The following is a 13,087-nucleotide window of genomic DNA, read 5'->3' as shown; positions in this document are numbered from 1 at the left end:
TTCCTCCCCGGCGGGACAGGGAGAGATATATGGAAGAAATGCCCAAGAATTACGATCCGTCGACCAACGAGCCGGCGATCCTGCAGAAGTGGCTCGACGGCGGCTACTATAAGCGCCGCGAGGGCGTGGGCGACTGCACCGTCACCATTCCGCCTCCCAACGTGACCGGCAAGCTCCACATGGGCCACGCTACCGACGACTCCATCCAGGACGCCATCGTCCGTATGGCTCGCATGCGCGGCAAGTCCACGCGCTGGGTGTTGGGCACCGATCACGCCGGTATCGCCACGCAGACCAAGGTCGACAAGAAGCTCAAGAGCGAGGGCATCAGCCGCCTGGAGATCGGTCGCGACAAGTTTGTCGACGCCTGCTGGGACTGGACCCACGAGTACGGCGGCATCATCGTCGAGCAGATCAAGCGCATGGGCTGCTCCGTCGACTTTGACAACGAGCGCTTCACCATGGACGAGGATTACGCCCAGGCCGTGCGTAAGGTCTTCTGCGACTGGTACCACGACGGCCTGATCTATCGTGGTAAGCGCATCGTCAACTGGTGCCCCAACTGCACCACCGCCATCTCGGATGACGAGGCCGAGTACAAGGACGAGAAGGGCCACCTGTGGCACCTGCGCTACCCGCTGACCGAGCCGGTCAACGGCCAGGACTACATCGTCGTCGCCACCACGCGCCCCGAGACCATGCTCGGCGACACGGGCGTTGCCGTCTCCCCGAAGGACCCCGAGAAGGCCGCCTTCGTGGGTAAGACCGTCAAGCTCCCCATCGTCGACCGTGAGATCCCTATCTTTGAGGATTGGCATGTCGACGCCAACTTTGGCTCCGGCTTCGTTAAGGTCACCCCGGCCCACGACCCCAACGACTATGCCATGGGTCAGGCTCACGACCTGCCGCAGATCAACATCTTCGACGAGCACGCGGTGGTCGTCGAGGGTTACGGCGAGTTCACTGGCATGAACCGCGACGAGTGCCGCGAGGCCGTCATCAAGTGGTTCGAGGAGCACGACCTGCTCGATCACGTCGAGGACCTCGATCACTCCGTCATGCACTGCTACCGTTGCGACTCCGCGCTGGAGCCGTGGCTGTCCGAGCAGTGGTTCGTGGCCGTCGACAAGCTCAAGGGGCCGGCGCTCGACGCCGTCAACTCCGGCAGGGTCACCTTCCACCCCGCGCGCTGGACGCAGACCTACACCACCTGGATGGAGAACCTCAAGGACTGGTGCATCAGCCGCCAGCTTTGGTGGGGCCACCGTATCCCCGTGTTCTACTGCGAGGACTGCGGCTGGGAGGACGCCCTCACCGAGGACACCGACGTGTGCCCCAAGTGCGGCGGCCATCACATTCATCAGGACGAGAACGTACTGGATACCTGGTTTAGCTCTCAGCTGTGGACCTTCGCCACGCAGGGCTGGCCGCAAAAGCCGGAGCTGCTCGAGGGCCATCACCCCACGACAGCGCTCGTCACCGCGCGCGACATCATCGCGCTGTGGGTCGCCCGCATGGTTATGAGCTCGCTGTACTTCCTGGACGAGGTGCCGTTTAAGGACGTCGTCATCTACCCGACGATCCTGGCCAAGGACGGCAGCCGCATGTCCAAGTCTAAGGGCAACGGCGTTGATCCCATGGACCTCATTGGTATGTACGGCGCCGACGCCATGCGCTACAACCTGCTGACGCTGTGCACCAACAACCAGGACGTCAAGTTCGACGCGAACATCGACAAGAAGACCAAGCAGCTCATCGATAGCCCGCGCACCGAGCAGGCCAAGTCGTTTGTGACCAAGATCTGGAACGCCAGCCGCTTCCTGCTCATGAACATGGAGGGCTACACGCCCGGTGAGCCCGTCGTGGAGACGCCTGCCGACGCCTGGATGTTCAGCCGCCTGGCCAAGGCCGTCAAGATGGTCACCGAGGGCATCGAGAACTACACCTTTGGCGACATGGCCCGCGGCGTGCAGCAGTTCTTCTGGAACGAGGTCTGCGACTGGTACGTCGAGGTCACCAAGGCCCGCCTGAAGGGCGAGGGTCGTCTGCAGGCGCAGCGCAACCTGATCTTTGTGCTCGACACCTCCATTCGCCTGATGCACCCGCTCATGCCGTTCGTGACCGAGGAGATCTGGGACAACATGCCGGCGAGCGTGCTCGATCTGGACGCCGAGGGCAACGTGGACCGCGCCGAGGCGCTCATGATCGCCAAGTGGCCCGAGCCCGCCGACTACGCCAAGTATGTTGACGAGGACGCCGAGCGCGCGTTTGAGCTGTGCCGTGCCGTCGTTTCCGCCGCCCGTGCCACCCGTTCGCGTTATCGCTTAAGCCCCAAGGCGGAGCTCGACGTGGTCGTGCGCGCCGGTGCCGAGGACATCGAGAAGCTCGAGAGCCTGCGTTCGACCATTGAGCCGCTGGCAAACACCGCCTCGCTGGTCATGGACACCGATGTCGAGAAGCCGGCCGCGAGCATCGCCGTTGTTGACAGCGGCGTCGAGGTCTTTGTGGTGCTCGAGGGCAAGGTTGACCTTTCGGCCGAGAAGGCACGCCTGGAGAAGGAGATCGCCGCGGCCCAGAAGGAGCTCGCTGGCTGCGAGAAGACGCTGGCCAACGAGGGCTTTGTGGCCAAGGCCGCGCCCGCGGTGGTCCAGAAGAAGAGGGACCGTGCAGCTGAGCTCAAGGAGATCCTGGCGGCGCTGACTGCTCAGGTTGCTGACTTCTCGTAAGGTTTACTCGGGGGCGCGTCCCGATGCTTTGCTCGCTACTGCGAACAGTCCTGCGCAAGACGGACAGCACATTTAGTGCTGTCCTTTGCGTGCGGAACTTGTATCGAGCAAAGCGTCGGGCCGCTCCCAGTTCGTTTACGTGGTCGTTTGCATCTGGTTGGTCAGGGCCACCGGCTTGTGGCCTTGATTCCGCTGCAATCGGGTAAAGGCTGATATTGTCAACGCGAGGGGCTCATTCTTTTTGATGGGCCTCTTTTTCTGTTATGGGGGACTTTGGGTTATGGCTAAGCGTTCGGGGTCGTATTCTGTGCCGTTCTCGTTTGAGTTGCTTTCGTTTGATGAGGCTGTTGGGCTGGCTGCTGATACGGGGCGGATTTCTGGGGATGCTGGGCCTCTGCTTGAGACGGTTGTCGATATGCTCGATGAGCTGGGACGACCGGACGAGTATTTCGATTGCATTCAGGTTGCCGGTACTAATGGCAAGACTTCGACCACGCGTTTTTCGGCTGCCATCCTTCGTGGTGAGGGGTTAAAGACCGCGCTGTATACGTCGCCGCAGCTGGTGCGCTATCCCGAGCGCATGGAGGTCGATGGGCGCGTCGTGAGCGATGAGGCCTTTGCCCGTGGCGTTTCCGCCGCTGTTGAGGCGGGACATCGCGTGAATGCCCGTCGTGTGGCGGCGGGGGAGCGTGCCTATGCCATCACACCGTTTGACCTGCTGACGGCTGCCGCACTTGTCGTGTTTGCCGAGGATGCGGTTGATGTTGCTGTGCTCGAGGTCGGCATGGGCGGACGCTGGGACGCCACGAGCGCGACCGATCCCGTGGCCGTCGCCATTACGGGCATTGGGCTCGATCACACACGTATTTTGGGCGATACGCTCGAGGCCATTGCGGGGGAGAAGGCTGCGGTCATTAAGCCCGGACGCCTGGTTGTGCTGGGCGAGGGCACGCACGAGGCGAGCGTTCAGCGCGTGATGGATGCACGTTGCCGCGAGTGCGGCATAGTGCCGCTGGTGGTGAACCATGCCACGACCAAGGTGCCGGCACATGTGGGCGACACGGTGGAGTTCAGCTGCACCACGCCGCGTGCCATCTATACGTCGAGCATGGTCAAGCCGGCGTATCAGCCGCAGAATGCCGCGTGTGCGATCATGCTGTGCGAGGGGTATCTGGGTCGCGAGCTCGATCATGACAAGCTCGATGCGTCGCTTATGGGCTGTCCCACGCCTGGTCGCTTTGATGTGCTGGGAACCGATCCGCTCAAGCTGATCGACGCCTGTCATAACCCCCAGAGCTGCGAGAACTTTGTGAGCGCGCTGGACGAGATCGATCCGTGCGTGGAGAACCGCCCCACGTTGCTGTGCGCCGCGCTGGCCGATAAGGACGTGGCGGGTATCGTCGACGTGCTGATCCCGGCCTTCCAACGCGTGGTCGTGACGCAGACCGATTCCGATCGTGCCTTGCCCGCGCAGGAGCTTGCCGCCCTGGTGGATGCCGACAAGCTTGCGGGCGTGTATCCGAGCGTACCCGAGGCCCTCGCTGCCTTCGATACCGCGGGCGAGTCCTTCGTAGCAGCCGGTACCATCACCCTAGCCGGCGAAGTAGCGGGGCTGCTCCGTTAACCCATCCCCTCATCAGTTGCGGTGATATACGGACTGTTGTACAAGTCAGAAGCCTCAAACAGTCCGTATATCACCGCAACTCAAAAGCAGTCAATTTGGGACGGGGCTTTTTTGGCTGCCCTGCGCCTCGAGTTGACTTGCTCGCCACGAAATGGGCCTATTTACTACGTTTGACCGGTAACCCTCGACCATACCGAGAATTGCGAAATCAAAACCGCAGGTAAAGGGCTTGCCATTTTTAAAAAAAGACCCGCATGGTCGACCCATGCGGGTTAAACGTAGTAGATGGCCCGTTTTCGTGGCACTGCGTTAACGGGATGTGCCAAAGGGACTGTCCCTTTGGCACATTGGCTAGTCTAGGCGGACCGGATCGTGGGGGTAGGCGTTGAGAATCTCGACGCCGGACTCGGTAACTAGGGCCAAGTCCTCGATGCGGACGCCGGTGCGACCGGGGAGGTAGATGCCCGGTTCAATGGAGAACGTCATGCCTGGCTCTACGACCTGCTCGTTGACCAGCGAGACATCGCCCGGCTCGTGGTCCTGCAGGCCGATTGAGTGGCCCAGGCGATGTGTAAAGTATTTGCCATAGCCTGCGTCCTCAATCACTTCGCGCGCGGCACGGTCCAGGTCGCACATGCGCACGCCCGGTGCGATTTGAGCCTCGGCGGCCTCGTTGGCGCGGCGCACGATGTCGTAGACGTGCGCGGTCTCCTCGTCCGGCTCGCCCCAAAAGAACGTGCGTGTCATGTCCGAGCAGTAGTTGCGATGGCGTCCGCCAATGTCGAATAGCACCACGTCGCCATGCTTGAGCACGGTATCGTCGGGTTCGTGATGCGGGTCGCCGGCGTTGGCGCCAAAGCTCACGATCGGCGGAAAGCTAAAGCCCTCGCAGCTGTGCTTGCGATACAGGCCGAGCATCTGGTCAGCAATTTCGCGCTCCGTCACGCCCTCGTGAACGAGCTTGATGGCGTCGGCCATCACGGCGTCGTTGGCGGCCGAGGACGCGCGCATGAGTTCCTGCTCGGCTTCGTCCTTGTGGGTGCGTGCGGCGGTGACGGCAAAGTCGCCCAGGAAAAACTCGCTGGCGGCGTGGCGCTCCATGAGCGGCATCAAAAAGCCGGAGCGCATGACGGTATCGATGCCGAGGGGCTTGACAGGATTGACCTCGCGTGTGATGGCGTTGGCCACGACATCGGTGTCGGTGTGGTAGGCAACGCGGGCATTGTCATACTCGGGCAGCTGGTGCAGGGCGTTGACCAGGATTACCGGCTCGCTGCCGCGCGTGAGCAGCACGCCACAAAAACGCTCGAACATATCGGCATAAAAGCCGGTCAGGTAATAGATCGACCACGGGTCGTTTACGAGGAGCTGCGCGCCGGGGTGCTGAGCCTCGAGCGAATCGAGCACGCGCGCCACACGCTGGTCATCGACATGTGCCATGAAACATCCTTTCGCTAGGCTGCCACTATGGTATCCCAAGCCCGGCAGTTAGGGACGTTCCTTTTATGCCGGCACCTGGGGCACTCCTTGCAAAAGCAGCTAAAAGAGCCCGTCCCAAATGAGCTACTTAGGCTCGGTCGATGTCCATGCTGGCGACTAAGTCAATGTTGGTGCCGAGAAGATTTTCCAGCACGACGTCGCCCATGCGGATGGGGGTGTTGACGACTAGACCTCGGATGAGGTCCATGGCTTGGGCGTGGAGTGCCAGCGGGATGGCTTCGGCCGTGCGCACGGGGAGCAGGGCTTCGTCGCCGCCGGAGACGGCCACGGTCGTCGTGAGCACGCGCATGGGGCAGGTGAGCTCCTGATGTGCGAACTTATCGCCGCGCGGGCAGTTGTTGCCGGTCACGGAGCGCACTTCCACCACGGCGCCATTGGCGTCGCGCTCCACCTCTACGGTCAGAAGGCATTCGGATGGGCAGGTCGTGCAGTTGAACTGCAATGTCTCGGTCACATTCGTGCTCATGGCCTTACGCCTCCTCAACGGGATCGACAGATAGGATAATCTCGCTAGCACCTAGGTCGAGCGCATGCTGAATCACCTTTGCCGGTAGCGGGAAGCTTTCCATAACGCTCGGCTTAAACGCGCGGACCTTGCCGGCGAACAGTTCCTCGCCGTCGGCCAAGATCCTCACGCGAGCGGCATCGACGGGTCGGCGCACGCGGAAGTTGAGCTTGGTGAATGCCACGGCCGTAATGCGTCCCGGCAGCGCGTATCCTGCAATGCCGGCAGGGGAGACGGTGAGCTCGCAGTCCGGAACGGCGCCCCCGCCGCTCCCCAGCGCGTATGCCGCCGCAGCCTCACCGGCGCGCTCGGACTCGGTCGTTACGTTGTCGGCCAGGTCGTGCACGTGCAGCACGTTGCCGCAGGCAAAGATGCCCGGTACGCCCGTCTGCAGGCTCTGGTTCACCACGGCGCCGCGCGTGCGCGGATCAAGCTCTACACCCGCGGCAACCGAAAGCTCGTTCTCGGGAATCAGGCCCACCGAAAGCAGCAACGTGTCGCACGGAACAATGCGCTCGGTCCCCTGAATGGGCGCTAGGCGTTCGTCGACTTGGCTCACCTCGACGGCTTCCACGCGGTCGTGCCCGATCACGCGCGTTACCGTGGTGGATAGATGTAGCGGAATGCCAAAGTCATCCAGGCAGTTCTTCACATTGCGGCGCAGACCGTTGGCGTATGGCATGAGCTCGTACACGCCCTCGACCGAAATCCCCTCGAGCGTGCAGCGACGTGCCATGATCAGCCCGATGTCGCCCGAACCCAAAATGACGGCGCGCGAGCCGGGTTTGAGGTTTTCGATATTGATGTATCGCTGCGCCAGGCCGGCCGTAAACACGCCGGCGGGACGACTGCCGGGGATCTTGATCTCGCTGCGGGTGCGCTCACGGCAGCCCATGGCAAGGACGATCGCGCGACCGGTGAGCTGCAGCATGCCGGCAGGGCTCATGAGCGTGACGGTGTGGACCGCGGTGTCTTCCGCAGGCTCGCCTGAATCAATCCCAAGCACCATGCTGTTCAGGAACAGCGCAATATCGGTTGCATGCACCTGGTCGATAAAGCGCTGCGCGTACTCGGGACCGGTGAGCTCCTGTTTAAAGTGCGACAGGCCAAAGCCGGGGTGGATGCACTGGCGGAGGATGCCGCCCAGGTGCTGCTCGCGCTCCACGATGGCCACGCGTGCGCCTGCCTTATGCGCGGCCAGCGCGGCCGCCATGCCGGCAGGTCCGCCGCCGATAACGACCACGTCGAAGGCCTGCGTTGCCACGGCCTCAACGACGCCGCAATCAATCGCACTCGATTTGAATTCCGCCATCCTAGCGCACCCCCTTCAAAGGTCCCTCGACCAGCCAAGATCCGGCATCCTCCAACAGCACTTCGCTGGGGTCGCAGCCCAGCTCGCGCGCCAGGATCGCCACCACGCGGCTCTGGCAAAAACCGCTTTGGCACCGACCCATGCCGGCGCGGCAGCGGCGCTTGACGCCCTCGACCGAAATCGCGCCCGGACGGCGTCGGATCGCGGCCACAATCTCGGCCTCGGGCACCGTTTCGCAGCGGCAGACGATCTGCCCCCACGCGGGATCGGACTCAATGAGTTCTTCCTTGCGAGCCAGCGGTGCGCGGTCAAAGTCGTCCGGCGCGCGGCGAATTGGATTCCAGTCCGCCCGCTCGTGCAGCTCCACGCCCGCCTCACGCATCACAAGCTCCATGCGCTCGGCAATGGCCGGCGCGCTCGCCACGCCCGGCGACTGGATGCCCGCCGCCTGGAACAGCCCCGGCACCACGGCCGACTGCCCAATAAAGAAGTCGTTCGTTCCCTGAATGACCGGACGCCCGCCGGCAAATGCGCGCACCACGCGGCGCGTGTCCAGATCGGGCACCAGCTTGCGCGCGCCGGTCAGGAGCGCGTTGACGTCGTCCGCATAGGTCTGCGTGTCGCCCGGCTCGCGCACGGCGGCGGTCGCGGTGATCACGGTGTTGCCGTGTACGGTACCCGTGACGATAACGCCCTTGGACACCGGCGTGGGAACGGGGTAGAGCGGCATGAGTGCACGCGGTTCCTTGTCCAGCACCACGATGTTGCCCTGACGCCAGACCATCTGGAACTCCTCGGCGCCCGCCATATGCGAGATGTCGGCGGCGCCGTTGCCCGCGGCGTTGATCAGATAGCGGCAGCGCACGTTGCCAGCGGGGGTCGCCAGCGTAAAGCGCGCGTCGTCGCCCGAGCCCGCAACTTCAATCGCCTCTACGGGTGCGGAGCGCATAAACGTCACCCCGTTGGCCACGGCGTTCTCCAGCGCGGCGATGGCAACCTCAAACGGATCGACAAAACCGGTCGAAGGGCACCACAACGCGCACGCTGCATCGGCACTGGCGCGCGGCTCTAATTCGTGGATGCGGTCGGGTCCGACGATCGACAGCCTGGGCACGCCGTTGGCAAGGCCGTTGCGCCGCAGCTGCTCCAGATGCGCGCGGTCCTCGTCGTTAAACCCCAGCACCATCGAACCGGTGCGGCAGAACAGAAATCCCAGCTCCTGCGCCCACGTACCGTATAACTCGCAGCCACGGGCGTTGACGTGCGCCTTAACCGTGCCCGGCACCGGATCGTAGCCAGCGTGCACTAGGCCGCCGTTGGCCTTCGACGCGCCCAGCGCAATATCGTTAGCCGCCTCGACCACGCAAATGGACAGGTCATAGCGCGCTAGCTGCCGCGCGATGGCGCATCCGGTAATGCCCGCGCCGACAATCGCGATATCAAACGTTTCTGTCACAGTGCCTCCCAGACGAGTTGACAGGCTGTCAATAAGACTATCCTACGGTCTACACACCCCCAGCGCGGCGGCAATGCGGCGAACAGCCCCGCAATACCCGCCAACGGCAGACGAGGTGAGACCCGGCACGGATGTTGGCCTCGTCTGCCGACAGCTACGGCAACCGTTCGTTTCAATCTGTAACAGTTAGCTGATGATTTGGGTTCTAGATGTTACAGATCAAGACAAACCTTCCGGCGGATTTTGAATGTCTCGATCTGTAACAGTAAGAGGGGAAATTTGGTCCCAGATGTTACAGATTGAGACGTTAGTCTGGCGCCCCTTCCGTTCGTCTCAATCTGTAACACCTAGACCCGGATCCCGCTCCCACCTGTTACAGATTGAGATGTTTGTGTCCGCGCCAGCCCCGCCCCTAGCCGTGGTCCCATATAAACAAACCCCGTGGTAAACTTGACCGGACTGTTAATATCCCGAAAGGTACCCGTAATGTCCAAGTACATCTCCGAGCTCATGTCGCCGCAGCTTATGGGCGTCGTCTATGCCTTCGTTGGCTTTATCATTGCCCTGTATGTGCTGTCGGTCGTCTATGTGTTCATCGACGCTCGCCGCCGCGGCGCCAGCGCCTACGTGGCATGGGGCATCATCGCCCTCATCCCGTTTGTGGGCCTTATCGCCTATCTGGTCCTGCGCCCGCACTCCTACGCGTCCGACCGCGAGGAGCAGGAGCTGGACATGGCTCTGCGCGAGCGCCAGCTTGCCCAGTACGGCACCTGCCCGCAGTGCGGCGCGCCCATCGAGAAGGACTTCGTCGTCTGCCCGGTGTGCGACACCCAGGTTCGAAACGTCTGCCCCAGCTGCCATCGCCCGCTCGATGCGCACTGGAAGGTCTGCCCCTACTGCCGAACTCGCATCCAGTAACGCATCCATCGCCGGGCCGGCCGCAAGCCACGGGCAGCGCGCGTCCCGCGCAAGCCACACGCGCACCCCGCCCCACACGATGAAGCATGCGTAGAAAATCGCCCGCCGTGCCATTAAGGTGCGGCGGGCGCTTGTATACCAAGGCAACCTGCCTATAATGATGCAAGTTAAAACGCCGAGCGCATCGCACGCACTTGCATCAGGCATCCGAGAGGAGAAAACATACCCATGAAGGCACTCTACAATGACGGTTCGGTGGCCGAGCTCCCGCAGGACGAGGTCACGCACGTCATCCGCCACTCCGCCGCGCACATCATGGCACAGGCCATCAAGCGCCTGTACCCCGAGGCCGACTTTGCCTACGGCCCCGCGACCGACAACGGCTTCTACTACGACGTCGACCTGCCCGAGGGCGTCAAAATCAGCGAGGACGACTTCCCCGCGATCGAGGCCGAGATGAAGAAGATCGTCAAGGAGAACCTCAAGTTTTCCGTGTACGAGAAACCCCGCGCCGAGGCCATCGCTCTTATGGAGGAGCGCGGCGAGAAGTACAAGGTCGAGCACATCGGCGACCTGGACGACGACGCCCGCATCACCTTCTACCAGCAGGGCGACTACATCGACATGTGCGTCGGCCCCCACATCTGCTACACCAAGGCGCTGAAGGCCTTTAAGCTCACCGGCGTCTCGGGCGCTTACTGGAAGGGCGACAAGGACAACAAGATGCTCACCCGCATCAACGGCGTCGCCTTTGCCACCAAGGAAGAGCTCGACGAGCACATGCACATGCTGGAGGAGGCCAAGAAGCGCGACCACCGCAAGATCGGCCGCGAGATGGACCTCTTTATGATGCGCGACGAGGCCCCCGGCTTCCCGTTCTTCCTGCCCAACGGCATGATCCTTAAGAACACGCTGCTGGACTACTGGCGCGAGATCCACCACAAGGCCGGCTACGTGGAGATCTCCACGCCGCTCATCATGAACAAGCAGCTGTGGAAGACCTCGGGCCACTGGGACCACTACAAGGACAACATGTACTCCACCGTCATCGACGACGAAGAGTATTGCATTAAGCCCATGAACTGCCCGGGCGGCGTGCTGGTGTACGCCTCCAAGCCGCACTCCTATCGCGAGCTGCCCATTCGCGCCGGCGAGATTGGCCTGGTGCACCGCCACGAGCTGCGCGGCGCCTTGCACGGCCTGTTCCGCGTGCGCTGCTTTAACCAGGACGACGCCCACCTGTTTGTGCGCCCCGACCAGCTGACCGACGAGATCGTGGGCGTGGTCAACCTCATCGACTCCGTATACCAGAAGTTTGGCTTTAAGTATCACGTTGAGCTTTCCACCCGCCCCGAGGACTCCATGGGTTCCGATGAGGACTGGGCTCGCGCCGAGGAGGGCCTGCGCACCGCTCTGGAGAAGCTGGGCATGGACTACGAGGTCAACGAGGGCGACGGCGCCTTCTATGGCCCCAAGATCGACTTCCACCTGGAGGACTCGCTCGGCCGTACCTGGCAGTGCGGTACCGTGCAGCTCGACTTCCAGATGCCGCTCAACTTTGATCTGGAGTACGTGGATGCCGACGGCACCAAGAAGCGCCCCATCATGCTGCACCGCGTGTGCTTTGGCTCCATCGAGCGCTTCATTGGCATTCTGATTGAGCACTTTGCGGGCAAGTTCCCCACTTGGTTGGCTCCCGTGCAGGTCAAGGCGCTTCCCGTCTCTGAGAAGAGCCGCGACTACGCCCACGAGGTGTGCGCCAAGCTGGAGGAGGCCGGCATTCGCGTGGTCTGCGACGACCGCGACGAGAAGATCGGCTACAAGATCCGTGAGGCTCGCAGCATCGACCGCGTGCCCTACATGCTCATCTTGGGCGAGAAGGAGGTCGAGGCCGGCAACATCTCCGTCCGCGATCGCTCCAACGAGACCGTCCAGATGAGCGTTGACGAGTTTGTTGCAAAGGTGACCGAGGAGATCAAGACCCGCGCCTAAGGCAAACTTCACATCAAGTAACAAAGGCGACCGTCCACAAAGGGCGGTCGCCTTTTTTCATACCCAAAAAAGAAAAGCCGCTGGTTGAGCGGCTTTTTTTGTTGCACAAAAAGGTACAGGTTTTTGTAGAGGGGTATGGAGATGTATCTACCGGCAGAACATTTTGCGTAATCTGGGCAATCGTTGATTAATTGCTCGTATAATTGCCTATGTCGAAAGATACAAAAACCTGTACTTTTGCGACTGCGCCTAGCTGCGAGCGAGAAGCCTGTTCTAAACGCCCCTGCATTTGCGTGCATCGCAAAGCCAAAAGAGGGGGCGAGAACATGGAACAGACGGCACGGCGCCAAGAGCAGCTGCCAGGCGCTTTTAACGGCGCCACCACCAGCAGCCAGCACGGCCGCGTTCGCTGGTATCTGGTTCACACCCCCCATGGAAAAGAGCGCGAGACCTGCGAAAAGGTCCGCTGCATTATCCCACACGAGTTGATGCAGGACGCTTTTGTGATGCAAAAGGAGTTCTGGTTTAAGCGGGACGGCGTCTGGTCGATCCAAACCAAACCCATGTACAAGGAATACTTCTTCGTCGCCACGCACGATGCCGCCGCGCTCGATAGGGCTTTGGCCCAATTGAGCTTTGGCTGTCGCATCGCCGGCAGTAGGGAGCGGGCGTACATGCCCATGCCGGACGATGCGCAGGATTGGTACCGCAGCGTGTTGGATGACGACGGTGTGGTGCGCAACAGCGTGGCGCGCATAGAAGACGGCGTGTTGCACATAGAGCAGGGTCCCTTGGTGGGGCAAGAGGCCCGTGTAAAGAAGATCGATCGTCATAAGCGCTGGTGCCTGGTGGACGTGGGCGATGGTGGCTCCACATTTAGGGAGCTGCTACCGCTTGACGTGCCCAGCAAAACGTAAGGGAGACGTTGCACCGGCAAATTACTTGGTTTTTGGATTCATAGATGGGGGGTGTTCCTATAGTTTTGTCAACTGGGAAATGCTCTCCGTGCGACCGAATCGCGGCATGCTGACGCCAAGCCATTAGGCCGGTGGGC

9 protein-coding genes are annotated in these 13,087 nt (G+C 61.9%); 5 read left to right on the top strand and 4 right to left on the bottom strand.

From position 1 onward, the window contains the following. The first annotated feature begins 29 nt into the window (after positions 1–29). Together AQ996_RS05010 and AQ996_RS05005 are read left to right on the top strand one after the other, a co-directional pair. Positions 30–2,726, top strand: coding sequence for a valine--tRNA ligase (locus tag AQ996_RS05010; protein ID WP_055251591.1), 2,697 nt, complete (start codon positions 30–32; stop codon positions 2,724–2,726). Between the two features lie 280 nt (positions 2,727–3,006). After that, positions 3,007–4,350 carry a bifunctional folylpolyglutamate synthase/dihydrofolate synthase gene (locus tag AQ996_RS05005; RefSeq protein WP_055251589.1) on the top strand — a complete coding sequence of 448 codons (1,344 nt, stop codon included), beginning with the start codon at positions 3,007–3,009 and terminating at the stop codon, positions 4,348–4,350. A 351-nt stretch (positions 4,351–4,701) separates the two neighbouring features. Here AQ996_RS05005 and AQ996_RS05000 read toward each other — a convergent pair whose 3' ends face one another. The 4 genes from AQ996_RS05000 to AQ996_RS04985 all read right to left on the bottom strand — a co-directional run bounded on the left by AQ996_RS05000 (position 4,702) and on the right by AQ996_RS04985 (position 9,123). Further along, the gene (locus tag AQ996_RS05000) at positions 4,702–5,790 is read right to left on the bottom strand and encodes a M24 family metallopeptidase (RefSeq protein WP_055251587.1); all 1,089 of its coding nucleotides are present in this window, start codon (positions 5,788–5,790) and stop codon (positions 4,702–4,704) included. A 127-nt stretch (positions 5,791–5,917) separates the two neighbouring features. Continuing rightward, the gene (locus AQ996_RS04995) at positions 5,918–6,316 is read right to left on the bottom strand and encodes a DUF1667 domain-containing protein (protein ID WP_055251585.1); all 399 of its coding nucleotides are present in this window, start codon (positions 6,314–6,316) and stop codon (positions 5,918–5,920) included. A gap of 4 nt (positions 6,317–6,320) precedes the next feature. After that, positions 6,321–7,667 carry an NAD(P)/FAD-dependent oxidoreductase gene (locus AQ996_RS04990; protein WP_055251582.1) on the bottom strand — a complete coding sequence of 449 codons (1,347 nt, stop codon included), beginning with the start codon at positions 7,665–7,667 and terminating at the stop codon, positions 6,321–6,323. Between the two features lies 1 nt (position 7,668). Continuing rightward, positions 7,669–9,123, bottom strand: a complete 1,455-nt coding sequence (locus tag AQ996_RS04985; RefSeq protein WP_055251580.1) for an NAD(P)/FAD-dependent oxidoreductase — start codon at positions 9,121–9,123, stop codon at positions 7,669–7,671. 486 nt (positions 9,124–9,609) lie between these two features. Between AQ996_RS04985 and AQ996_RS04980 the strand changes: the two genes are divergently transcribed. The 3 genes from AQ996_RS04980 to AQ996_RS04970 all read left to right on the top strand — a co-directional run bounded on the left by AQ996_RS04980 (position 9,610) and on the right by AQ996_RS04970 (position 12,950). After that, positions 9,610–10,041 (top strand): double zinc ribbon domain-containing protein, encoded by a 432-nt coding sequence (locus AQ996_RS04980; protein WP_055251579.1) that lies wholly within the window; start codon positions 9,610–9,612, stop codon positions 10,039–10,041. A 228-nt stretch (positions 10,042–10,269) separates the two neighbouring features. Continuing rightward, the gene (gene thrS / locus AQ996_RS04975) at positions 10,270–12,033 is read left to right on the top strand and encodes a threonine--tRNA ligase (RefSeq protein ID WP_055251577.1); all 1,764 of its coding nucleotides are present in this window, start codon (positions 10,270–10,272) and stop codon (positions 12,031–12,033) included. Between the two features lie 326 nt (positions 12,034–12,359). After that, positions 12,360–12,950: a hypothetical protein gene (locus AQ996_RS04970; RefSeq protein WP_055251574.1), complete on the top strand. Its 591-nt coding sequence runs from the start codon at positions 12,360–12,362 to the stop codon at positions 12,948–12,950. Positions 12,951–13,087: the final 137 nt, after the last annotated feature.

The sequence above is a fragment of the Collinsella aerofaciens genome (assembly GCF_001404695.1).
Classification (GTDB): domain Bacteria; phylum Actinomycetota; class Coriobacteriia; order Coriobacteriales; family Coriobacteriaceae; genus Collinsella; species Collinsella aerofaciens_E.
The sequence above is the reverse complement of the archived record's forward strand: the minus strand, read 5'-3'. Positions and strand labels throughout refer to the sequence as shown.

Excerpts from the sequence above, each read along its gene's own strand:
- AQ996_RS05010 (WP_055251591.1), top strand. The coding sequence starts at position 30 with ATGGAAGAAATGCCCAAGAATTACGATCCGTCGACCAACGAGCCGGCG.
- AQ996_RS05005 (WP_055251589.1), top strand. The coding sequence starts at position 3,007 with ATGGCTAAGCGTTCGGGGTCGTATTCTGTGCCGTTCTCGTTTGAGTTG.
- AQ996_RS05000 (WP_055251587.1), bottom strand. The coding sequence starts at position 5,790 with ATGGCACATGTCGATGACCAGCGTGTGGCGCGCGTGCTCGATTCGCTC.
- AQ996_RS04995 (WP_055251585.1), bottom strand. The coding sequence starts at position 6,316 with ATGAGCACGAATGTGACCGAGACATTGCAGTTCAACTGCACGACCTGC.
- AQ996_RS04990 (WP_055251582.1), bottom strand. The coding sequence starts at position 7,667 with ATGGCGGAATTCAAATCGAGTGCGATTGATTGCGGCGTCGTTGAGGCC.
- AQ996_RS04980 (WP_055251579.1), top strand. The coding sequence starts at position 9,610 with ATGTCCAAGTACATCTCCGAGCTCATGTCGCCGCAGCTTATGGGCGTC.
- thrS (WP_055251577.1), top strand. The coding sequence starts at position 10,270 with ATGAAGGCACTCTACAATGACGGTTCGGTGGCCGAGCTCCCGCAGGAC.
- AQ996_RS04970 (WP_055251574.1), top strand. The coding sequence starts at position 12,360 with ATGGAACAGACGGCACGGCGCCAAGAGCAGCTGCCAGGCGCTTTTAAC.